This is a genomic window from Halobacillus shinanisalinarum (assembly GCF_022919835.1).
Lineage (GTDB): Bacteria > Bacillota > Bacilli > Bacillales > Halobacillaceae > Halobacillus_A > Halobacillus_A shinanisalinarum.
Window position 1 is genome coordinate 1512284 of record NZ_CP095074.1, and the last position, 23283, is coordinate 1535566.

Sequence of the window (23283 nt, forward strand, 5' to 3'; positions counted from 1 at the left end):
CAAGAGCAAAAACAGTTTTAACGTCCAAGCTGTTAAGTTAGCCCCTGACTAGGTGGAACTAAGTGTTTTTAACATAAAAAGGAAATTTTATAGAAACTCATGGAAAATTTAAGTTAATTCCTGTTGATTAATTTTCTCGACTGATATTAGAATATATTGTTGAAGAAGTACAGAGTTATGCAAATACATAGCTCTGTACTTCTTTTTATAGCATAAAAACTATATTCATAATCTATCTCAAAACAAAAGGTCATGGCAGCCTAAGCGTTTTTTGTCTCATTTTTCAGGACTCGTTCAAGTGATTGCCATCAAGACATAGTAGTTCTATTAGCCCTTTTAATGCACTTTCATCCTATTGTAAATTCACCCACACACTCTTCACTTCCATATAATTATCTAGCGCATAATTTCCCATTTCCCTTCCGATACCAGATTGTTTATAGCCGCCAAATGCAGCAGCCGGGTTTTCCAAGTTGTAATCATTTATCCATACGGTTCCTGCTTTAAGGTCATGAGCTACTTGATGACCTCTCTTAATATTTTCCGTCCATACGGCCGCAGCTAACCCATATAAACTATCATTTGCCCGTCTGACTGCTTCTTCTGTGGTGTCAAATGGAAAAACGGCCACGACTGGTCCGAAGATTTCTTCTCTTACAATGGTCATATCGTCTTCTACATCGGCAAATACGGTCGGCTGAACAAAATATCCTTTATCAAATGCGCTTTCCCCGCCTGCAACGAGTCTAGCTCCCTCTTCTTTACCTATTCTGATATAATGTAGTACACGATCAAATTGTTCCTTTGAAACCAGTGGTCCCATATCTGTTTCTGGATCTAGTCCATTACCTAGCTTCACTTCTTCAGCACGTTTAGCCAATTCATCAACAACTCGATCATAATGCTTACGGTGAACGAATACTCGGGAACCTGCACTACAATTTTGTCCGTGATTATACATAATTCCGTCAAAAGCACCTTCTATCGCTTTTTCAATATCAGCATCTTCTAAAATAATATTGGGAGACTTGCCTCCAAGTTCCAGGGTGACGTGTTTGATAGATTCCGCTGCTTTACGCATAATGGATTTACCTACAGCTGTGGAACCTGTAAAGGCTAATTTATCAATGTCGCGATGATCTACAATAGCTGCACCTGCTATGTCACCAAATCCAGGTGCAAAATTAACCACTCCATCTGGAAACCCTGCTTCCTTAAATAGACTAGCTGCATAAAGTAAAGAAAGAGGGGTCTGCTCGGCAGGCTTCAATACAACTGTACACCCAGTAGCTAAGGCTGCACCTAACTTCCAGGAAGCCATCGACAAGGGAAAGTTCCATGGAATGATCTGGCCGACTACACCGACTGGTTCGTGACGTGTATAGTTTAAATAATCGGGAGAGATAGGTACTGTCTGGCCAAGAATTTTAGTAGCCCATCCTGCATAATATCGAAAATGTTCTGCAGTCCCATCAATATCGTCTTCCAGGGCAACAGCATAAGGCTTCCCATTATCCAAGGATTCCAATTGAGCAAGTTCTTCCCTATTTTGCTCAATTAAATCAGCAAGTTTATAAATAAGATGCGAGCGATCAGCTGCGCTTAACTTCGACCATTCCCCTTCTTCAAATGCTTGTCGAGCTGCTTTTACGGCTTGGTCAACGTCCTCTGCCTGAGCCTCACTCACCTCAGCAAAGACTTCCTCCGTAGCTGGGTTATAGACATTAAATGTTTTCCCGCTAATGGAAGGAACAAATTCTCCATTAATATATAACTCCTTTCTTCCCTCCAAGAACGCTCTTACTTTTGGTTTTAAAGTCGTTTGTGAAGTAATCATTCAAATTCCTCCCAAGTTATATTTTTTACTTTTCAAAGGCAAACATGCTGTTCAAAATTTCTTGTAAAGTGGCATCTTCTTCTTCTGTTAGTGAAAGTCTTGGCTTACGAGAAGGTCCACCTGCCAACCCTTGCAGATCCATAGCCCGTTTGACAATTTGAACATATTTTCCTGATCCTTCAAGAAAGTTACATAGCGGAAGGATTCTATCATACAGATCCCATGCTTTCTCGTAGTGACCTTCTTGTACACAATTAAATAAATCTGTTGCTAATTGTGGCGCAATATTGCCTGCGACTGAAATCCAGCCGGTTGCTCCTACTAAAAGGGATTCCAATACGAGATCGTCTGCACCACAAAAGGTTTGTAAGAAACCTTTCCCTTGTCTAGTAATATCACGTACTTTACGAATTTCCCCACTGGATTCTTTGATGTGTGTAATATTGTTAACATCACGAGCTACCTTCAAGATCGTGCCCTGACCAATATCCACTCCTGAAGTAAATGGATTATTATAGATCATGATGGGTAGACTTACAGATTCGGCAACTGTTTTAAAATGTTCATAAATCTCCTCATCTTTTGGGTGTGCATAATAAGAATTGATCAAAAGCGCTGCATCAGCCCCTGCGTCCTCGGCCTGTTTGGTATAAGTTATAGCATCCGCTGTTGTTTCAGCAGCCGTACCTACAATCAATGGAATACGCCCATTAACTTGCGCAACTGCTGTTTCAGTAACTTTAAATCTTTCTTCTTGCGTTAAACTAACAAACTCCCCGGTACTTCCATTCACAACAATGCCCGCTACACCCTGATTAATAAAATGCTCAATATTTTGCTTTAACCCACTAAAATTAATCTCACCATGTTCATTCATCGGTGTGATAAGAACCGGAAATGCGCCTTTTAGTTGTTTCATTTTAAAATCCTCCTTGAATTTTATTTAATTGACTACTTCCTTTTTTGTATCTGTTCTGTTGTCAGATCCATCGGTTGATTTTGTGTACCAAATAAATGTATTGGTAAATCCATAAAGGATGGATAAAATGATAACCAAAAAGTTGAACCACAAGAACGGTAAATAAGTTAATGTGGATACACCAAGGGTTGCAGCCATAAATACGCCGCCATCAGACCATGGAACCATAGGCGTGGTAACCGTACCTCCGGCCTCAGTATTTCTAGAAAGTACTCGTCGATCAATGTTCAGACGATCATAATTTTCCTCCGTAATTTTACTTGCGGTAATAATCGACACATACGCCGCTCCACCAAAAAAGTTCCCAAAAAACCCTGACATAAGTGTTGTGAGTGTTGTCTTTCCTGCATTGTCTGCCCAGGACAACATCGTTAGGCAAATAACTCGTAAAATACCTGTTCTCTCCATTAGACCACCAACTCCAAGAGCAAATAGAATTAACACAATCACATCCATCATGAAGGTAATACCGCCACGATTTAATAGATTATCGATAAATTCTACCCCTGACGAAATCTCACCTCCTGTGTACAAAATATTGAAAGCTTCTAATGGACCTGCACTTTGGAATAAGAAAGCCCATACCGAACCTAATAAGGCTCCAAACAGAATCACGGGTATAGATGGCATTTTCATAGCCAGTAAGATGATGACACAAATGGCTGGGATCAACATATACCACCCGATATTAAAGTACTCGCTCAATGCCCCATCGTTGATTCCGCTTGGGTTAGATTCCCACTCCCATCAATTAAAAAGAACCCGGTGATCAAAAATAACGTTCCAGCTATGAGGAACGCTGGTCCACTCACAACTAACATCGACTTGATATGATCAATTAAATTCACTTTAGATAAAGACGCCGTCATAACGGTTGTATCAGATAAAGGCGAGAGTTTATCTCCGACGTAACAACCGGAAATCACTGCCCCGGCCACTAAAGCAATCGGAAGTCCGAAGCTTGCTCCAATCCCCATCATGGCTATACCTGCTGTCCCTGCTGATCCGAATGATGTTCCTGTAGCAATCGAAGTAATGGTACAAATAACGAAGGCAGCTAACAGAAATATACTTGGATGAATGATAGAGAGTCCGTAGTAAATAATACTTGGCACAATTCCTCCAGCTATCCACGTTCCAATCAATGCCCCTACAGATATAAGTACCAGTACAGCTTCTAACCCATCGTAGATTCCTTTCAACAGCCCATCCTGCATTTCCTTATAGGTGTATCCAATTCGCCATCCTACCAACATGATCATGAACCAAGTCGTTAGTAAGGCTAATTGAATAGGTATACCAAATTGGACGACAAATAAAAACATGATTAACGTAAATGTGACTAACACAAAAAGGACTTCTGATAATGTAGGCAGCCTTTTATCCATAGTTCACTCTCCCCATCTTAATAGTAAGCATCGAGAAAACGGTTTCATTTTGTCGCCATCATTTTAATAGGAAACCGTTTTTCAATGGATCCTCCTGATCATAGATAAATTGATGCACCCCTGTTACAAACCCCTGCGTTTCCACAGAATAGCTTTTATTTGTTCCATCTAGTAAATGTGCCGTTAACTTACTCGCAAAAATACTTTGATTGGTAAGCTTTGTCCCATTTCTTAACAGTGTAAAAATGGCAAACGTACTGTCCATGCCAGGAGACCGCAGCAGATTTCCATCCTTTTCAAATGTCACAGAACGAACTTCATTTTCACTAATAGGTTCCATCATGATCATGCCATCAAATAGAAAACGTTTATGACCCATTTTTTCTGTCGTCTGCCTTCCCCACTTCATGATCGATGATAAATTCTCCATTTTAATGCTAGGGATTAATTCAGGTAAATCAAAAATGAAATAACGTCGCAAATGATCTATTTCTACCGCTCTATAATCTTCCGTCGTTTCAACAACCCGGCATTCTCCACTCTGTAAGCGAACGTTATGAACCTCTTGATTTTCGTATGTGGCACAAACGGTTTGGATCCCATGGATGGTTTCAATGTCATAGAGGTTATTTTCCTTTGCTGGCAAGTTTCCTGTTTCCAATAAGGCTGTTATAGATGCAACTAACCCACTATATTTGAATGGAGCCTCATTTTCTTGGGTGATAAATAACAAACCATAATCAGCTATTTTTGAAGGGATTACCATGCATCCATTTATTCCTCGATGTCCGCGGGGCTCATTTAATAATAATTCCTTCTCGCGAACAAATTTCTTCTCTAACAAAGCACCATTTAATTCAACACGATCTTCCTTTAAGGTTATTGAAGAGTGTACAATCATTCTGAATGCTTCTCCCGCAACATGCGTATCAATGGTGGTAAACATTTTCTCAACATTCACTTCATACACCTCCTGCCCTAATGACCTTCCATCGGTGGAATCAATAAAAATCCTTCTCTTAATGGATCTTTGTCGTTATAGAAAAAGCGATGCATCCCCATAACCCAAGCTGAACCCGTCACTTCCGGGATCACCGCTTCATAATTCTCAATAGCTGTAACTTCCAAAATCCTAGCTTTAAACAGCGTACCGACGATGCTTTCATAGACAAACCATTCATCTTTTCCTATCTGATTTTTACTAAACATGGCAGCAAGTTTGGCAGAGGTCCCTGTGCCACACGGCGAACGATCAATGCCACCAGGCGGAACCACAACTGTATTTTTAAGATCTGCTTCAGAATGGCCCGGATCGGTAAAAAATTCAATATGTGTAAGCCCTTTAATAAATGGGTGTTCAGGGTGAGCCACTTCTTCTGAAGCATTGATAGCATTTCGAATCGTAATGCCCTGTTCAACAATAGTTGACGCATTCTCTGTACTCAAATTCAACCCTAGTTTACGGGCATCAATAATTCCGTAAAAGTTACCACCATAAGCAATATCGCATTGGACATGGCCCATATTCTCTACAGCGATTTCAATTGTTTTTAGTAGAAAAGAAGGTACATTGGCGAAAGTAACTTCTTTTGCTTTTCCATTTTTAACATTAACCTTTACTTTGACCAAACCAGCTGGCGTATCCAAATTAATGGTTGTATAGGGCTCGGTTATTTCAATGAGTCCCGCTTCAACAAGAGCCGTGCAAAAGCCGATCGTATCATGACCGCACATCGGCAAATAGCCGCCTGTCTCAATATAAATGACACCTATATCTGCCTCAGGATGACAAGGGTTGACCATTAAAGCTCCGGACATGACATCGTGCCCTCTTGGTTCATTCATCAGGAACTTTCTTATCCAATCATAATGCTCCTTCATGTATAGCATCTTTTCAGACATCGTATCGCCTTTCAGCACAGGAAGACCGCTTAAAACAGTTCTTGTTGGGTTTCCGCCGGTATGTGTATCAATGGTTGTAAACAGCCGTTGGAAATTCATTCAACTCTTCACCCTCTCCTTAAAACGGTCATGACGTAATGGTTCAATCGGTATAGATGGTTCCTTTCCGGATATCATCTCTTCTATCATTTTTCCGGTTATCGCCGCCAAGCTGATTCCGTCCCCTTCATGACCAGCAGCTACATAGAATCCTGGCACTTCATCAACATGGGAAACGATAGGAAGATGATCTTCTGTCCACGGCCGCAAACCAGCGTATGTCCGGATCACAGTCATATCCGCCATTTCAGGGTAAAAACGTACAGCTCTTTTAGCGATATTTCTTGTAACTTCATGACTTACTTTGGTATCAAATCCATTAAACTCCCTGCTGCTCCCGATTAAGAAATTTTGACTTTCTGTCGGCTCGAATACTAAGGCAACTCCGTATTTCTCCATTTCCGGACCCACTACCCGCTCCCCACCAAACTTTGAAATGAGATAACCAAATTCCATGACTTTTCTCAATCCGACTGGCTGTTGTCTAGAAGCGACGATTAGTTGCCCCTTTCTAGGTTTAATCGGGATATCGACGCCCAGCATTTCACCAATATAGGGAGCCCACACCCCGCATGCATTGACAACCTTATTAGCTGTAAACACTCCATTGGTTGTTTCGATTACAAATTCATTTGCTGAATCCTTGTACACATTCTTGACTTCTGTATGCGTATGAATTTTCGCCCCATTTTTTTGAGCACTGTAAAACATCGAATAGGTCAACATATACGGGTTAACCGTTGAATCCGTTTTACACTCCAATCCACCATACAGATCATCAGCAAAATATCTCGATTCATTTCGTAAGTCCGCGCGGTCAAGCATCCTAAAGTCAAGACCAGCATTTTGCTGCTGTTGCACCCACTTTTGCGCCGCTTCCAATTCACGATCATTTTCACAAACAAGAATACTGCCCGGATTGCGGTATTCAAATGAGAGGTCAAGTTCTTTACTTAGTTGATGTACTAGTTGTTGGCTTTTTAATGACATTTGACTATCAAAACCAGGATCTTTATCAATCGCCAAAATATTGCCATCACATTTAGACGACGTTCCGCTTGCCAGCTCTTTTTTTTCAAGAACCGTTATATCCAATCCCGCTTTCGAACAATAGTAGGAAATGGCCGCTCCCATTATGCCGCCGCCAATTATGACAACATCTCGGTGGGTTGCATGTTTCATTAAACCTCCTCCCTTCAAAAAGAATTCATAAATAATAATGCAAATTCCATGCCAACAATAAAAAGAGATAAGATTCAGAATAATATTGAATTCAGAACACCAATGTGTAAAGATATTTTTAAAGTGTCAATATTTTTTTACATCCCAGGAGGTGCTTTTTAATGCTTTCGATTTTTTCAGACTTAAAACAATTTATAAATACAGATGCCCTTGTCCTTAACAAGAAAGACTTGACCAAAAAGGAAATGTATCCTCTAGTAAAGGCCAATCATCCTAGAAAAGTTTTTATCATAAACGAAGAAAACATCCACCATATCAGATTTTCCGAACAGACCAACCAGTTCTTTCATCTGACATGCTGTGAAGTTTCTGCTAATGAAAAAATTTCTAGTCTTATAGACAGATTAAAAGACTATGAACTACTGATTGTTAAGGACAAAAAGGGAAATATTCTTGGTTATGTAGATTCCAGCGAGTTATGTATAAAATTATTTACCGCCTATCAGCATCTGCAGGCATACATTTCTACTATTCTGGATACAACAGAAGAATCATGCACAGTCATTGACAGTGATGAAAGTGTCATTGGATGGACAAAAGGTGCGGAACAAATCTTCTCCTTCAAACAGGAAGAAATCGTCGGGAAACCCATTACTGAGTTTTTCCATAACAATCTGTTGGAGATATTAAAAACATTGAAGGACGGTACTTCAGTCCATCATAGACAACATAAAGCAAGAGAAAATCAGGTAGTGTTAATTAACTCAAACCCGGTTTACTTTAATGACGCAATTATTGGAGCCGTTGTATCAGAAACCGACATCACGAGCCAAATCAAATTAAACAAAGAACTGTATCACGCGACGGAAAAGATCTTTCGTTTAGAAAAAGAAGTGAATAAATTAACTTCTACAGAGGATCCTTTTATCAAAATAAGAGGAAGCAGCACAGCCTTAAAGAAGACCATCAAAAAAATGAAAAAGGCCGCTTCTACGAATACGAATATTCTCATTCACGGGGAAAGCGGTGTAGGGAAGGAACTTTTCGCAAAGGCTGTACACAATATACGTGAAAGAGAAGAGGCACCGTTTGTAGCCATCAACTGCGGGGCGATACCATCGTCACTTTTTGAGAGTGAAATCTTTGGGTATGAGAAAGGTGCTTTTTCAGGAGCAGATCAAAAAGGCAAAAAAGGGAAAGCACAACTAGCTAAAGGTGGAACATTATTTTTAGACGAGATTGGCGAAATGCCACTCGAGATGCAAGTAAAAATATTAAGACTGCTTCAAGAAAAGAGATTTTATCCTGTAGGTGGAACCAAAGAAATAGAAGTAGACTTTAGAGTAGTCGCAGCAACAAACCGTGATTTAAAAGGACTTATACATGATGGTCAGTTCAGAGAAGACCTGTATTATCGGTTAAATGTCGTAAGTATAGAAGTTCCCCCACTGAGAAAACGTCCGGAAGATATCATAGAATTAACGCACTACTTCCTTCACGAAATTTCCATAAAGTACAACCGACCCATCCATGGAATATCGCAAACCGTGATGCAAGCACTTCTTCGCCATGAATGGTATGGAAACATTAGGGAGCTTAAAAATGTGATCGAACGACTCGTTGTTTTTTCAGAAGACGGAGAAATAAAAGTGGATGATATACCTTTCGAAACGGCTAAACCACAAGCAGCCATCCCCCATTCCCGGACACTCTCAAGAGACGACGATCGTTCATTAAGCAAGAGGCTTCAAGAAGTAGAGAAAGAGATCATTCTTAAAGAATTGAAAAAGGTAAACGGAAATAAATTATCGTGTGCCCAAAACCTTCAGATTACAAGAGCAACCCTATATAACCGATTAAATAAACTGGATATTAAAACCTGATCAAAAATAACTGGCATCATTCTTGCATCTATAAAAGGTACAATATTGCTCAGGAGTGATACAGTTGACAGAAAACGAAATGATGGTTTGCAGATGTGAAGAAGTTACTTACAAAGATCTCATGGAAACAGCTGCCAAATACAATTGCTCCGCTAGAGAACTAAAACTTAGAACTAGAGCAGGCATGGGTTACTGCGGTGGCAGAACGTGTCGAAGTATGGTAGACAAGATGGCTTCAAATGCGGAAAGCCAAAAGCGCACCCAAATCACTTTAAAATATCAACCGCCTATACGTCCGATTCGTTTCGAGGATTTAGGGGGCAAGAAAAATGAACCGTCGCATCTTAGAACACCCTGTACTCGGAAAATTAAACGAAAATGATGATGTCTCTTTTACCTTCAATCATAAAGCCTATAAAGGTTTGGAAAATGAACCCCTTGCAGCAGCACTCTTAGCCAACGGGATACGTACCCTTCGATATCATGAAGAAAGCGGCTCCTCACGGGGATTTATTGTAATATCGGTCACTGTTTCGAGTGCAGATTAACAGTGAATGGAAAGCAGGGGGTCCGAGCATGCCTCACCCCCTTCAGGAAGGAATGATCGTTAAAAGCGGTGGAAAACTTCCTACCCCTGTCAAAGATTGGAGTGCTGAACATGAATGATGTGATTATTATCGGAGCGGGGCCTGCAGGATTATCAGCAGCCATTACCTGTGCGAACAAGGGATTAGACGTATTGATCATTGATGAATACTTAAAGCCAGGTGGAAGGCTGCTTGGACAACTTTATGAAGAACCGGATGGAACATGGTGGAATGGGATCCATGAGTCAGCTAAGTTATATGAAGAATCGCTAAATAAAGGTGTGCAATTCCTTATGAACATACCTGTAAACAACATCGAAAGAATCCAGGAAGATTGGGTTATTTATACAGAAGACGCTACATTCTATACAAGGCATTTATTATTGGCAACGGGTGCTGCAGAATCACCTGTTCCCGTGACAGGATGGACTTTACCTGGCGTGATGTCCGTTGGGGCCGCACAAGTCATGACAAATGTACACCGTGTAAAACCGGGTGAAAAAGGCGTCATTATTGGCGTCAATGTTCTCTCCGCCGCCATTGCTATGGAATTGAAACTTGCTGGAATTGACGTGGCTTGTCTTACATTGCCAAAGAACAATCAACTAACTGAAGAAGCGGCACAGCCCAGAAATGTCATGGAGTCCCTTCTTCATGTATCCCATATGGCACCATCTCCCCTTGTACGTATGGGCAGTAAGTTCATGAAAAATAAATTGATGAAAAAATTAGGGATCACCTTCTACCCTAAAAAAGGAGTAAAGATGTGGGATATTCCAATCCAGCTTAGAAAAGCAGTTATTAATATATATGGGAATGGTCAAGTAGAAGGAGTAACTCTGGCTACAATTGATACGAACGGGGAAGTCTTAAAAGGAAGCGAAGAACATATAGCCTGTGATTTCGTATGCATCGCTGGCGGTCTATATCCTCTAACAGAGTTAGCTGCAGTTGCTGGCTGTCCATTTTATTTGATTGAAGAATTGGGAGGTTATGTTCCTTTACACAATACACGTATGGAAACGACAGTAAGTGGATTATACGTTGCCGGTAATATTACTGGCATTGAAGGCGCAAAGGTTGCTGTAGCTCAAGGGGTTACAGCAGGGTTATCGATAGCGAAGAATTCAGGGGTAAAGGATTTGGAATACGAGGTCAAGCAGTCCATTCAGTCTATTGAAAGCACGAGAAAAAACGCTTACATTCAATTTCATCCTGACGTGGCGAAGGGGAAAAGGATTTTACAGGAGCAATGGGAAGAATATAAGGCTTCTGCCGAAAAGTTACCTCTCTAATAATTTCAAATTTATATTAAAACTAATAACCAGTGTCAGAATAATTTTGATACTGGTTATTTCATGTATCTGTAAATCGTTAAAACTCTTCATAAGTAGCAGGATCTTGATCTTTAATTTCTGCCATCCTGGTGGGTCAACTCTGCGATCATACTCATCTCAGACTCGTCTAATGAAAAATCAAAAATGGATATATTTTAAATTTAGCGTTCGACAGATGAAGATTTAGGAATTGGGATGGGTTCCAGTTGATAATGCCAACGCAAAATAATTTGTGAAACCGTCTTATTATGATGGTCGGCCACTCCTTTCAGAAATATTTTAAGATTATCACCTGTGGTTGTGGTTTAAAATCCAAATATTCAGTACAAACAACAGAATAAAAGGTGAGGCAGTAGATTGAATCGTGTACGTCTTTGTTTTGCCTATCAACATCAAGGAGAGATTGATCTGTAACAGTATATTAGATAATAAGTTTCTGATGGAAAGTATTCAAAGAGTTCTCATTTTAAACTATCGTAACTGAATCAAAAAAAGATTAAAAAATGACTCATCTTATTAAATAGAACACCAAGAGGAGAAGTGCAAAGGATCTTACACGTTTAACGTGCCTCCCCTCTTATCTACACTCGCTAAATACTTTTTCGTGATTTGCGCCCGATCGTATTCTTGAACAAGGTTTAACACATGATGTCATTTCACATTTTTAACCTATAACATATTTAGTTTGATATCATCGAACCGCTAATTCTTATTATGCATTAAAAGTCGTAACGTTTCTTCAAGGCCTTTTTGGAAGGGAGTTGCTGGTACGGGGCCGATACGTTTTTCATATTTTTCCCCACTCAAAACAAACCCTTCTTTAGTGAGGTACATAATTTCAACCACTTCCCTCATAAACGGGTCAAACAACCCAATTAAACGAATAGCACTTTTATTTAAAGGGATGACCATCTTTCGATTTCCAGTTACCTTACGAGCTATCTGGGTAATTTCATTACCTGATATCAATCCTGCTCCAGGTATATTCCAATTTTCTCCATAAGCATCGTCTTTTTCTGCTATATTTACAATCATCTTAGCTGCATCTGGTAAATATACATATTCCCGTGGTGTTACTAAATTCCCAATAAAAATGGTAACTTTCTGAGAAGCCATCCCTTCCAAAGTGGGCTGTAAATAGGAATTCTGTGAAGTCACACCATAATAATCCGGCAGCCTTACAATTAATGCTTTTGCATCCTCCCATTTATTACTAAATATTAATTTCTCAAATTCTACTCGTAACTCACCTTTTTTCGTGTGTGGCTGTTGTGGATGATTTTCATCGCCCTTTGCAATTTGATGTCCGTAAACATATATACCATCTACAATAACAATCTTCTTCCCCAGAATATCTGCTGCTTTCATTACACTTTCTCCAAGCAAATGGAGTTTTTCCTCCATCTCTTGATATTTAACGTTGGCACATTGGAATATAACATCCGCGTCTCTTGCTGCGTCAACAATAGTTTGGTAATCAAATATATCACCCAGTTTGTATGACAAACGTTGATCAAAATCGTGCTCCTCCATTAATGTTTTCAATTTATTTTCGGAACGCCCGAAAGCAATGACTTCTATCTGCCTCTCCAGTAATTCTGAAACGATAACCTGACCCGTTCCACCGGTTGCCCCTAATACAATCGCAGTTTTCATAATCTCATCCCCCTTTTAGTTAGTGATCAATCAATAAATAAACTTAAGTGAAAAAACCGATGATAATCCGTCATCGGCTTTGTTCACCGTCAATAAGCTCAGGTAAATCTATGAAAAAGGAAATATTACAGAGTATCCCCCTTGCCAAAAAGGTCGTGACTTCTCTATCCGCATTTGGAATTCCTGCCGATTGAAACCTTTCCAGTGTATAACTTCTAATACGTGACAATCCTTTCCTTATAGATTGTTGTATTGCTTCTTCCGTCACTGAAAAACCTATAACCTGTAACGCAATTTCATTAGGATTTGATTCAGACAACTCTTCATATGCGTCAATCATTTTGGTGACCAGATGGTCTTGGCTAGCCTCTACATTTTCAAAAGTTTGAATGATTCGTTCAAATGCTCTATCTAAAGCTGCGATAAACAACTCTTCTTTTGTTTTAAAGAATTTAAAGACATAAGGTTGAGATATGCCGGCTTTTTCTGCAATGAGTGCAGTAGTTGTATTATAATAACCTCTTTTCGCAAAAACTTCCAACCCCGCCTCTAGAATATCTTCCTTACGATTTCCCTTTTTTGGTCTAACCATACGTAACACCTCTCTCAGTTAATTATTGATTGATCAATTACATAATAACCAACTTTAATACCGAATACAAGTGCATTGCTTCAAATCTTTTGGGAAGAAGCTTGTACAATGAGAAGTGTTTATGCTCACCCTTTGTGTACGATTTGATGTTCAACAATTTGGCCCTACACATTAAGAAAAGCGCAATCCTTTGCTCCAGAATTGCGCCCCTTTAATTGAATAAAAATATATCTTGATTTATTCAACTTTACTTGCTAATAAAATGTCTTTGATTTCGTCAACACTATTTACAATATGTGTAGGGATAGCGTCAGGAAAATGCGCATTTACAACGATAAGCATTTTGATATAAAGTCTTATAAGACATAATATAGCCTAATTTCAAATAAAGGAAATATCTTCTTGACAGTCGAATATTAGCCTAGAACCATAATTAACTATTTCGATGAGGAGGATTCTTGTGCGTCCACGACCATTATCTATTGAAAATCCAGAGTATGATAGGTATGTTAGTCTTGTGCCAGATGGAGATATTGAAGAAATACTTAGTAAGCAACGAACTAAGACCATTACCCTCTTGAGCAGCATATCAGAGGAGTCAGCAAGGAAGGCGTACGCACCAGGGAAATGGACTTTAAAAGAAGTGATTGGGCATATGGCCGACTCGGAACGTGTGATGTCGTATCGAATGCTTGCCATTGCACGAAATGAAAGTGCACCACTCCCAGCAATGGATCAGGATCAATACGTTTCTGCGGCAAACTTCAACAAATTATCCTGGGAGCAGCTACTAGCTGGTTTAGACACGGTACGCTCCAACACGTTAAGTCTTATTTCAACCATTGATGAGGCAGCGTGGGATCGTAATGGAACTGTAATGAACAACCCAGTTTCGATAGGTACCTTTGCATATGGCATTGTCGGGCACGAGTTACACCATATGAAAGTGATTAGTGATAAATACTTATAAGTCTTTTTCTATTAATGAAAAAACCTAATTTCTCATTTAATGCTGAGAAATTAGGTTTTTTAACTTCCTTAACGTTGTAAATCTGCATTTTCCTGACGCTACCCCTTGTTTTTACTATAGCACCCTTATCTTGACAGACTTGAATTGAGATAATTCTTTTTAGCTGCCTTTAATTTAAGTAATGTTAATTTACTTTGGAATAAATACAAGTGTCAGTCAGCTTGCTGCCATCTGCGGATAGAGCCTCATTCCTTAAAGTACCTTCAAATTCAAAGCCAAGCTTTTCCGGTATAAATTGACTTTTAAAGTTTCTTGATTCACATCTTATTTCAATTCTCTTAAATGCGAGGTGATTTAATCCGAAGTTAGCTAACTCCTTTACTGCTTCTGTCATATATCCATTACCGCTATATTTTGTATTAATCCAGTATCCCGTTTCACATTTTGGAATGTCCCAGTCAATACCATGAAGGCTCGTAGTTCCAATAAAGTCCTTGCCGCCACCTTTATCAAAGATAAGATAGCGAAAACTTTCTCTTTTTAAAAAATTTATATGAGCATTCTTTAACAAAATCTCTGTTTCTTCAACAGTAGGAAGTTCTTGGAAAAGTGACAACCACGCTTTTAATTCACAAAAGGAATCCCTAATTGCTTGGTGTACAATTTCTTCGTCTCCAGTTTGAAGTGGTGCTCGAAGGATTAACCTTTCTGTTTCTAATTGTAAAGGAATATCTGATAACAAAGGATTCATTTGATTTTCCCTCTCCTTGTTTATTTTAAATTAATAATTACCCCTTCCCACTTACCGGAATTATATGGAAATAATAAATCAAAATTACTCTTTTCTTCACAGCCGTATGTATATTCTGTATTTATTAATAAAGCATTATATCCAAAGCAATAGGTTTAGTCAACGACTATTGTTATACAAATAGGTAAGGATTTGAAGTTATCGCCCCCTTTTCCCCCTGTTCACACCGCGCGTGCGACTTTCACCGCATACGGCGTTCCAACTAATCCAACTCATTATTCCTTTAACCTGGCCCTTTTCATAAATAAAGAGCACAATCCTTACTTCAGAATTGCGCCCTTTTCATGAAGACTTGATTTCAAGATAATATTAATAACGATATTTCGATTTTGCCCCCGTTAGTTGAAGAAAGAAGCTATTTATTTTTTGCCTTTCTTCCTTAATGATTGATATGTTTTTCTCATTCTTGCTAACCCTAAAGTGTAGCCTAATGAAATTAATATCATTACCCCAATAACAACTAAAGACTCTAAAAATGTTCCGTTTGCCATAATGCTTATAACAAGTCCGAACCCTATCCCCATAAGAAGACTCGGAATAATTAATGCACCTTTTTTAGCCCCTTTATTTGTAAGGTATCTGGACAAAAATATTGCAATCGCAATAAATACAATAGTACATGAAACAAAAATTATTGCATCAGTTCTCAACTAGAAAGCCTCCGTTTACTTATCTGCTTATTAAACTAAACCGCTTCGTTAGTTTAGGTACATCTCTTTACAAACTCCATCAATTTTAACATCCAAGTACGGAATTACCTATAAATTAGTTATTCTAGAATATGGCCCTTAAATGTAAAAAGGACGCGTTATTCGATAAACGCGCCCTATAACCGAAGACTCGAATTCAAGGTAATCTGAAGTATATCATGCAATATTCTATATTAAACGTTATATCGTTTTGAAAGTTTTTCTTTATGTGCTTGGAACACGTCTTCTAAGGGAATATTATATTTATTCGCAATAATGACTAGATTTCCTAATACATCCCCTAATTCTTCCGTTAACTCTTGTTTATTTTTTACATAAGACTCATCCCTTTCGTCTGGACGACCTCTCCCTATCTCAAGGGATCTTATGGCCCTAGCTACCTCTCCTGTTTCCTCAGCTAAAAAGCCAATCCGTATAAAAATATCTAACTCAGACCACCCTCTGGCTTCATAATATTCTTTAATCCATTGTTGAAATTCGGTAACATCCATTTTTACTCCTCCTTACATTAGCCATAGTTTACCAAAGGATTCTAAATTTTGTATAATACTCATGATGATTTCAGGAGGGATAAGATGAAAAAAATAGCTGTATTCTGTGGATCAAGCCCCGGAGCATCTGATGCTTATATAGAGGGGGCAAAAAAGCTAGGGAAAGAAATGGTTAAAAGAGATATCACTCTCGTCTATGGCGGTGCAAGCGTAGGCATGATGGGAGCCCTTGCAGATACGATCTTAGAAGAAGGTGGACACGTGATTGGTGTTATGCCTGACTTTCTAGAAAAAAGAGAAATAGCACATAAAGATCTAACTGAACTTATTGTCGTTGGATCTATGCATGAAAGAAAAACAAAAATGTCAGATCTAGCCGATGGATTTATTGCTTTACCAGGTGGTCCAGGAACTATGGAGGAGTACTTTGAAATTTTTACTTGGGCGCAATTAGGACTTCACCAAAAGCCATGTGGTCTTTTGAATGTTAATCGTTATTTTGATCCTCTTTTAGCTTTATTTAAGCATATGACTAAAGAGCAATTTCTAAATGAAAAGTATCTGTCCATAGCTTTATCAGAACCGAACCCATCTAGTTTGTTAGACCACTTTTATTCCTATGAACCGCCAAAAGTAAAGACTTATATCACTTCTAAAGATGAGACTTAACACGAAAACACAGACCAAACAAAAATTTTGGTCTGTGTTTTTTTGAAATAATAACGACAGGGTCTTCTTATTACGTAATCGCGCCCGTTTCTATAATACTCGAATTCAAGATAACTTGAATAAATACCATTGAAATAATGATAGACCTCCCTCTACTTCTTCAATTCTTCACTTTATGATTTTTTTGTTTAGGTTCCCCCTTAGATTTTGCAGTAAAACTACCAAGAAAAAAACAACGTACAGGTACCAAATACCTGTTAATACACGTTAGTTTAAGAATAAAAACTCCTCTATAACCACGCTTTTCTTAAAAGTTTTACACCAAGTTCGATTTCATCATAAGAAAGACCACTAAACCCTAGTTTAATCATAGGTCTATCCGATTGGTTTTTTATGAAATAGATTGAAGTTGGCCGTACTTTAACCCCATAAAGGAAAGCCTGCTCGACTAGCCATTCTTCTGAACACTCCAGATTTACCTTAATTAATACGTACAAACCGGACTGTTCGCCAATAATGGATATACTTTGCCCTAAATGTTTTTTTAATAAAGATACAAGGTGTTCCATTTTTCGTTTATAAACAAGGCGCATTCGCTTAATGTGCCGATTCCATTCCCCATTTTCCATAAATCTAGCCATTGTAAGTTGGCTAAAAAGTGAAGTTGAACTTTCGAAGTTCAGGAACTGATTTTTATAACGATTTAAAAGCTGCTTTGGTAACACCATATAGATTAAACGTAGTCCTGGGAGAAAAGACTTTGAGAAATTCCCCAGATATATGACCCTTGTTGAATCAATAGAAGCGAGCGCTGGAAAAGGCCGTTGTGTATATCGAAACTCACTATCATAATCGTCTTCAATAATGTATCCCTGTACCTTATTTGCCCATTGAATGAGCGTTTGTCGTTGTTGAATAGGCATGCTTACACCGTATGGACTGTGATGAGAGGGTGTTACATAGATTAAGGCTGAATCCAGTTGGTTAAGTTGCGAAAGGTCTATACCCGCTGCATATACTGGCAAATATTCAAGCAAAAAGTGATGGAATTTAAAAGCTTCCCTGGCGCCATCGAACCCTGGATCTTCTACGATAATACCTGAGTAATCTTCCTTTAATATATGGCCTAGATGAATAAGCATTTGTTGTGTACTACTACCTATAATAATGGCATCTGCATCGGTTTTTACCCCACGTGATTGTAGTAAGTATGCGGCAATTTGTTCACGCAGACTCACCTCTCCAAAAGATTCTCCATACCGAAAGCTCTCAGGTAACGTTAAGACCTGATTCGCTATTCGTCTCCATATTTTTAAGGGAAAATGGGATTGATCAACAGCATCTGTCCTAAAATCGACACGAACGGATTCTTTCTTTCTCCCCCTTTTTTTGTTAGGGAGGATTGGTGATTCCTGGTATAAAGATGGCTCTAATAAATTGACAAAATAACCTTTTCGTCCTTCTCCGCGTATATAACCCTCCGCTACAAGTTGGTTATATGCCATTAGGGTTGTATTACGACTTACTTGAAGAGAATCAGCAAGTTTTCGAATAGAGGGTAGTTGTTCATCAGCTTTCATATTGCCTTGTTCAATAAATGATTTAAACTGCTCGTAGATTTGTTTGTATTTGGGAGAGCTTTCGTTTAAGGCAAAAAGATAATTCTTCATAATTATATCCCTCCTGACATGCTTGATTATTTCATATTGTATCTTTTTAAATGTCAGTTTATATCATAGTATATTTTTATATGAACGTTAACATTTTTTCAAGCACGAAATTAGATGAGGAGTGATAATAATGTATATTCCAAAGCACTTTGAAATCAAAGATGAAAAAGCGATTTATGAGATTATTGAGGAAAACAGCTTCGCTACGCTATTTTCCCAACATCAGGGTCACCCGTATGCGACCCACCTTCCTTTGATTTTAGATAAAGAAAAAAGATATTTGTACGGTCACTTTGCAAAACCGAATAAGCAGTGGAGAGATATAGAAGAACAGGAGGTACTTGCCGTTTTTCAGGGGCCGCATTGTTATATCTCGTCTTCCTGGTATGAAACGAATAAAGCCGTTCCGACATGGAATTACGTAGCTGCTCATGTATACGGAAAGGTTGAGATCATAGACGGGAGACAAATGATGGATTCCCTTCATCATATGGTATCGAAATATGAAGATCCAAATAGTTCTTATCAATGGGACCACTTGGATGCCCATTTTTTAGAAGGACAGGCAAAAGGCATTGTTGGGTTCAAAATCGAGATCGATAAAATTGAAGGAAAGGCAAAGTTGAGTCAAAATCATTCCCCTGAACGACTAAAGCTTGTTATTTCACAACTTGAACAATCCCCAAGTGAAGATGAGAGGGAAATTGCATCTCATATGAAAACAATTCTTAGAAAGAAATCTTGAAGGTACTCAAATGTACTCTTTGATGAACAAAACTTATTAAAATATCTCAATCAAAGCAGACAAAGCTTATGGATAAAAGATCATTTCAAAAATCTTTGAAAGCGAGGAATATGTATGCGTTTTGAAACAAAAGCCATTCACTCCGGGCGTTCAATTGACAAATCAACGTCCTCGGTTACCATGCCAATCCATCTCTCTACAACATTCGAACGAGCTGCAGATGGTTCATACCCAAATGAATTCGTGTATAGCCGTGAAAGCAATCCCAATCGCCATGCTCTAGAAGACTGCCTCACTTCGCTCGAGGAAGGGTATGATTGCGTCACTTTCGCATCAGGGATGGCAGCAATCACTTCATTAATCGAGGCACTTCCTGCCGATAAACCACGACGGGTTATTATGCCAAACGATATGTATTTTGGTATTCGTTCCCTTCTTTCGGAAACGGATATTGGGTCAAAGTTTGACATTGTGATTGTTGACATGACAAATCTTCATGAGGTTGAGAAAGCGATAAAAAGCGCACCAACCGGTCTGGTCTGGATCGAAACGCCATCTAATCCACTACTGAAAGTTATTGATTTTGAAGCTGTTACCAAAATTGCACAGCAGGCCGGGGCATACACCGTTGCTGATAATACGTGGGCCACTCCAGTTCTGCAACGTCCCCTCACTCTTGGAGTTGATTTTTCAATCCATTCCGTGACGAAATATATTGGGGGACATAGTGATTTAATGATTGGTGCAGTTGTCGCAAGATCAGATAGTCCTATGTTGACTAATCTACGAGCTTGGCAACATTCAAAAGGTGCGGTGCCTTCCCCTTTCGACTGTTGGCTTGCACTACGGGGCGTACAATCACTTGCCCAACGTATGATGACCCATTGTGCAAATGCATCGGAAATTGCAGATTTTTTAGATTATCATCCGAATGTCGGAGCCGTTCATTATCCTGGTCTTTCTAACCATCCAGGACATCATATTGCAGCACGGCAGATGAGCTCATTCGGTAGTATGTTGTCCTTTCAGGTGAAAGGTGGTCAACGTGAAGCGATGGCTGTTGCTGCAAAAGTACAATTGGTTACCCGTGCTACAAGTCTGGGTGGAACGCACAGCCTCATAGAGCACCGTGCTTCAGTTGAAGGAAGCACAACGATGGCTCCGCCTAATCTCCTGCGTCTATCAATCGGACTCGAGCATGTGGATGATCTAAAGGAAGATTTATCTCAGGCGCTGGAAGAAGTAAAATGAAACTTCAATCAGAGGGGATAATTCTTTCTTCCCCTCTGAATGTTAATAGAAGAAGTATCCCTCGACTTTTTGCTGTAATTCCTCATTAGGTTCGGTAACTCTTCTACCTAATATGGCCAAAAACCCCAATAGAGCAATGATTCCATCCCCAAAAGCAAATACACCAAATATCCCAAGGTCCAAGATGACTACCACTCCTAAAATGTACTTTAATTTACCTACGAACTGTGAACGGATATCGTTTCAAAATAAGATATTATCTCGAAACTGAGTCTTCCACTAAACTGCCCTTATCTGGAATAAATTTCACATTTATCTCGAATTCAAGTCTTCAAGATAATGGCCCGATACATTAATAAAAGCGCAATTCTTTGCTCCAGAATTGCGCCCTTATCATGAAGACTCAGTTTCAAGATAATTTTCCTCAAAGCAATTACCAAACTTCTATTAGCTGGTATTATTTCCAGTAGGTAGGTCGTTTCATAAACGATAATCTTCAATTGAGTAATAAATTATAATAAAAATGTTCCGCGTCTTTCTCATACCCAATTAATTCATATAAATGTTGTGCCTTGTGATTGTCGCTAGCTGTTTCAAGTGTTAATTCTTTTGCACCTGTTTCTAAGGCGTGTTCCTTTGCTTTTTGCATTAAGCTCTTAGCTACTCCACTTCGCCTCGCAGATTGATCAACATACAGGTCATTTAATATCAATATTTTTGCTAGATTGACTGATGAAAAGGATGGATAAAGCTGAACAAATCCTAATGGTCTTACAGAGCTTGCTTGTTTTTCGATTGCTAAAAAAATCACAGATTGTTGATTTTCCATTCTTTCACGAATAAACTTTTTTCCTTCCTCTAAGTTTGATGGTTGTTCGTAAAAGACCCGATATTTGTCAAAAAGGTCGGCAACTAAATCTATTTGATCTAGGTCTGCTTTCATAAGTACAATGTTTTCATCGTTAGTCATATTATTTTCCCTCCTACTTTATGAAAATCTTAAGCCTTAGTTAGCCAAAACGTCTTTGACCTTCGTAATTATTCGAGATATGCGCCCCTTTTCTGGAACAACTCCATTTGACATTAAACATGTAATTCTTGATTTTCGTTTTTCCATAGTGGCCTTCATTCTTCGAATCGTTTCCGTACCCCTTTATTTTCTATCTTTAAAAGTAATAAAGACCGCAAAGGAAAATAATAAGAATATAACAATACCAACACCTATCAATACGTTAATAATCAATTCAATAAAAATCACCCTAACTAATCCTGCTGAAATTATGTAATAATCTCACTCTTTCTTATTTTTTCTTAATAACAATTATTTCAAATTCCTATCAATTGCACAATATGTTACTCCAGAATACTGCCATTCATGCAAAAAGCGCAAATCCTTTATTCCTGAAATGCGCCCGTTTGCAGAAGACTCGATGTCAAGATAAATTATCTAAAAATGATAATCAAGCTTCTATTAACTTGTAATCAGGAAAAACAGTCAAGCCTCTAGATTCACTATTTGGCATAGTTCAATCCCAAATTATAAGCTCGAGTTAACCACTCTTCCATATATCCTGGCTGCTCATTTATGGTTTCATAAAAAAGTTCGAATTGTGAATTCGGTATTCCACAATAATCCGCTAAGCCAACATTGAAATACCGCATCATCATCTTGTCGTACTGCCTCTTTTCAAAACGTTCGACTGGAGCCCCGGCCAGGCTAAGCCACAACACTTTTTGATGATCAAGCTTTTTAGGTCCGTAAGCAAATCCCCAGTTCCAAACGCGGTCTATATATCCTTTTAACATAGCCGGCATGCTCCACCACCATAGAGGAAAAACAAAAGCCAACGCATCGTGTCTTTTCATTCGTTCCATCTCCATCTCGACCTCAGAAGAATATTGTTGATAATCAGCAGACCATTCGGGCTCATCCTCTTCCCAAAGTACAGGGCTGAAACTGCTGCGATATAAATCTAATATCTCTGTTTCATGACCTGCATCCTTAAGCCCCTGAATAAAATGTTCCGATACTTTAAAAGTCAAAGAATTTTCTCTTGGATGCGTAACAACTGTCAATACGTTCATTATAATTCTCCTCCCTTTATTATAGCGTTTTTGTTAAATTATTGAAAAATAGACTAAACCAAACAACAAATCTTCATATCGGGATATGACGATATGAATAGACAAAAAAAGGCTTATAGCTCCTCTTTTAAGTATTCGGATACATCCTGAATCATTTTTTCATTTCTTCGGTAATAAGTCCATTTCCCTTTGCGTTCAGCTTTCAACAAACCTGCTTTTTGCATCATGGATAAATATTGAGACGTCGTTGATTGTGACAATTGTGCTTTCTTTTGAATAACACCTACACAGACACCACCTTTCTCATCAATATTTTCTGGACCCTTCCCAGGAGGATTGTCAAAGTGTTTTTTTGGTTCCTTCAACCATCTCAATATCTCTAATCTAGTTTCATTGGATAACGCTTTAAAAAAATCAATATGCTCCATACTGTTATGTT

The 23283-nt window shown here is 38.7% G+C and carries 22 protein-coding genes and 3 pseudogenes; 8 read left to right on the forward strand and 17 right to left on the reverse strand.

What is annotated here, in order from left to right:
* Positions 1-352: 352 nt before the first annotated feature.
* From MUO14_RS07530 to MUO14_RS07555, 6 genes and pseudogenes are all read right to left on the reverse strand, one after another.
* Entirely contained in the window at positions 353-1837 is a 1485-nt protein-coding gene (locus MUO14_RS07530; RefSeq protein WP_244754630.1) for an aldehyde dehydrogenase family protein, read from the reverse strand.
* A gap of 25 nt (positions 1838-1862) precedes the next feature.
* Complete coding sequence (dapA, locus tag MUO14_RS07535; protein ID WP_244754631.1) at positions 1863-2756, reverse strand: 4-hydroxy-tetrahydrodipicolinate synthase; 894 nt, start codon at positions 2754-2756, stop codon at positions 1863-1865.
* Between the two features lie 24 nt (positions 2757-2780).
* Positions 2781-4204 (reverse strand): annotated as a pseudogene (gene nhaC, locus MUO14_RS07540) (Na+/H+ antiporter NhaC).
* A gap of 58 nt (positions 4205-4262) precedes the next feature.
* Positions 4263-5165, reverse strand: a complete 903-nt coding sequence (locus MUO14_RS07545; protein WP_244754632.1) for a proline racemase family protein — start codon at positions 5163-5165, stop codon at positions 4263-4265.
* Between the two features lie 17 nt (positions 5166-5182).
* Complete coding sequence (locus MUO14_RS07550; protein WP_244754633.1) at positions 5183-6205, reverse strand: proline racemase family protein; 1023 nt, start codon at positions 6203-6205, stop codon at positions 5183-5185.
* Positions 6206-7387, reverse strand: a complete 1182-nt coding sequence (locus MUO14_RS07555; RefSeq protein WP_244754634.1) for an NAD(P)/FAD-dependent oxidoreductase — start codon at positions 7385-7387, stop codon at positions 6206-6208.
* Positions 7388-7548: 161 nt separating this feature from the next.
* Between MUO14_RS07555 and MUO14_RS07560 the strand changes: the two genes are divergently transcribed.
* From MUO14_RS07560 to MUO14_RS07575, 4 genes and pseudogenes are all read left to right on the forward strand, one after another.
* Positions 7549-9270 (forward strand): sigma-54 interaction domain-containing protein, encoded by a 1722-nt coding sequence (locus tag MUO14_RS07560; RefSeq protein WP_244754635.1) that lies wholly within the window; start codon positions 7549-7551, stop codon positions 9268-9270.
* 79 nt (positions 9271-9349) lie between these two features.
* Positions 9350-9652: a (2Fe-2S)-binding protein gene (locus MUO14_RS07565; protein ID WP_244755510.1), complete on the forward strand. Its 303-nt coding sequence runs from the start codon at positions 9350-9352 to the stop codon at positions 9650-9652.
* Positions 9600-9936 (forward strand): annotated as a pseudogene (locus MUO14_RS07570) ((2Fe-2S)-binding protein). Before MUO14_RS07565 ends, MUO14_RS07570 begins: the two are co-directional and overlap by 53 nt.
* Complete coding sequence (locus MUO14_RS07575) at positions 9929-11152, forward strand: NAD(P)/FAD-dependent oxidoreductase (RefSeq protein WP_244754636.1); 1224 nt, start codon at positions 9929-9931, stop codon at positions 11150-11152. Before MUO14_RS07570 ends, MUO14_RS07575 begins: the two are co-directional and overlap by 8 nt.
* Before the next feature lie 79 nt (positions 11153-11231).
* On the opposite strand, the pseudogene MUO14_RS07580 reads toward MUO14_RS07575, so the two are convergent.
* From MUO14_RS07580 to MUO14_RS07590, 3 genes and pseudogenes are all read right to left on the reverse strand, one after another.
* Positions 11232-11457, reverse strand: a pseudogene (locus MUO14_RS07580) (aldo/keto reductase); the annotation flags it as partial.
* Between the two features lie 439 nt (positions 11458-11896).
* Positions 11897-12850, reverse strand: a complete 954-nt coding sequence (locus MUO14_RS07585; RefSeq protein WP_244754637.1) for an SDR family NAD(P)-dependent oxidoreductase — start codon at positions 12848-12850, stop codon at positions 11897-11899.
* Positions 12851-12920: 70 nt separating this feature from the next.
* Positions 12921-13442 (reverse strand): TetR/AcrR family transcriptional regulator, encoded by a 522-nt coding sequence (locus MUO14_RS07590; RefSeq protein WP_244754638.1) that lies wholly within the window; start codon positions 13440-13442, stop codon positions 12921-12923.
* Positions 13443-13902: 460 nt separating this feature from the next.
* Here MUO14_RS07590 and MUO14_RS07595 point away from each other — a divergent pair, with 460 nt between their 5' ends.
* The gene (locus tag MUO14_RS07595) at positions 13903-14412 is read left to right on the forward strand and encodes a DinB family protein (protein ID WP_244754639.1); all 510 of its coding nucleotides are present in this window, start codon (positions 13903-13905) and stop codon (positions 14410-14412) included.
* Between the two features lie 184 nt (positions 14413-14596).
* Here the strand turns inward: MUO14_RS07595 and MUO14_RS07600 are convergent, their stop codons facing one another.
* From MUO14_RS07600 to MUO14_RS07610, 3 genes are all read right to left on the reverse strand, one after another.
* Entirely contained in the window at positions 14597-15163 is a 567-nt protein-coding gene (locus tag MUO14_RS07600; protein WP_244754640.1) for a GNAT family N-acetyltransferase, read from the reverse strand.
* A 419-nt stretch (positions 15164-15582) separates the two neighbouring features.
* A complete protein-coding gene (locus MUO14_RS07605) occupies positions 15583-15873 on the reverse strand; it encodes a hypothetical protein (RefSeq protein ID WP_244754641.1) in 291 nt (96 codons plus the stop codon).
* Positions 15874-16106: 233 nt separating this feature from the next.
* Positions 16107-16424, reverse strand: coding sequence for a MazG-like family protein (locus MUO14_RS07610; protein ID WP_244754642.1), 318 nt, complete (start codon positions 16422-16424; stop codon positions 16107-16109).
* 84 nt (positions 16425-16508) lie between these two features.
* Here MUO14_RS07610 and MUO14_RS07615 point away from each other — a divergent pair, with 84 nt between their 5' ends.
* Positions 16509-17093 carry an LOG family protein gene (locus tag MUO14_RS07615; RefSeq protein WP_244754643.1) on the forward strand — a complete coding sequence of 195 codons (585 nt, stop codon included), beginning with the start codon at positions 16509-16511 and terminating at the stop codon, positions 17091-17093.
* Between the two features lie 290 nt (positions 17094-17383).
* Here the strand turns inward: MUO14_RS07615 and pdxR are convergent, their stop codons facing one another.
* A complete protein-coding gene (gene pdxR, locus MUO14_RS07620) occupies positions 17384-18763 on the reverse strand; it encodes a MocR-like pyridoxine biosynthesis transcription factor PdxR (RefSeq protein ID WP_244754644.1) in 1380 nt (459 codons plus the stop codon).
* A gap of 130 nt (positions 18764-18893) precedes the next feature.
* On the opposite strand from pdxR, the gene MUO14_RS07625 reads away from it, so the two are divergent.
* Entirely contained in the window at positions 18894-19508 is a 615-nt protein-coding gene (locus MUO14_RS07625) for an FMN-binding negative transcriptional regulator (protein ID WP_244754645.1), read from the forward strand.
* Between the two features lie 114 nt (positions 19509-19622).
* Positions 19623-20759, forward strand: a complete 1137-nt coding sequence (locus MUO14_RS07630; RefSeq protein ID WP_244754646.1) for a trans-sulfuration enzyme family protein — start codon at positions 19623-19625, stop codon at positions 20757-20759.
* Between the two features lie 42 nt (positions 20760-20801).
* Here MUO14_RS07630 and MUO14_RS07635 read toward each other — a convergent pair whose 3' ends face one another.
* The 4 genes from MUO14_RS07635 to MUO14_RS07650 all read right to left on the reverse strand — a co-directional run bounded on the left by MUO14_RS07635 (position 20802) and on the right by MUO14_RS07650 (position 23272).
* Positions 20802-20942, reverse strand: a complete 141-nt coding sequence (locus MUO14_RS07635) for a hypothetical protein (RefSeq protein ID WP_244754647.1) — start codon at positions 20940-20942, stop codon at positions 20802-20804.
* A 313-nt stretch (positions 20943-21255) separates the two neighbouring features.
* The gene (locus MUO14_RS07640; protein WP_244754648.1) at positions 21256-21729 is read right to left on the reverse strand and encodes a GNAT family N-acetyltransferase; all 474 of its coding nucleotides are present in this window, start codon (positions 21727-21729) and stop codon (positions 21256-21258) included.
* A gap of 542 nt (positions 21730-22271) precedes the next feature.
* Positions 22272-22844 (reverse strand): NAD(P)H oxidoreductase, encoded by a 573-nt coding sequence (locus MUO14_RS07645; RefSeq protein ID WP_244754649.1) that lies wholly within the window; start codon positions 22842-22844, stop codon positions 22272-22274.
* A gap of 113 nt (positions 22845-22957) precedes the next feature.
* The gene (locus MUO14_RS07650) at positions 22958-23272 is read right to left on the reverse strand and encodes an ArsR/SmtB family transcription factor (protein ID WP_244754650.1); all 315 of its coding nucleotides are present in this window, start codon (positions 23270-23272) and stop codon (positions 22958-22960) included.
* Between the last annotated feature and the right edge of the window lie 11 nt (positions 23273-23283).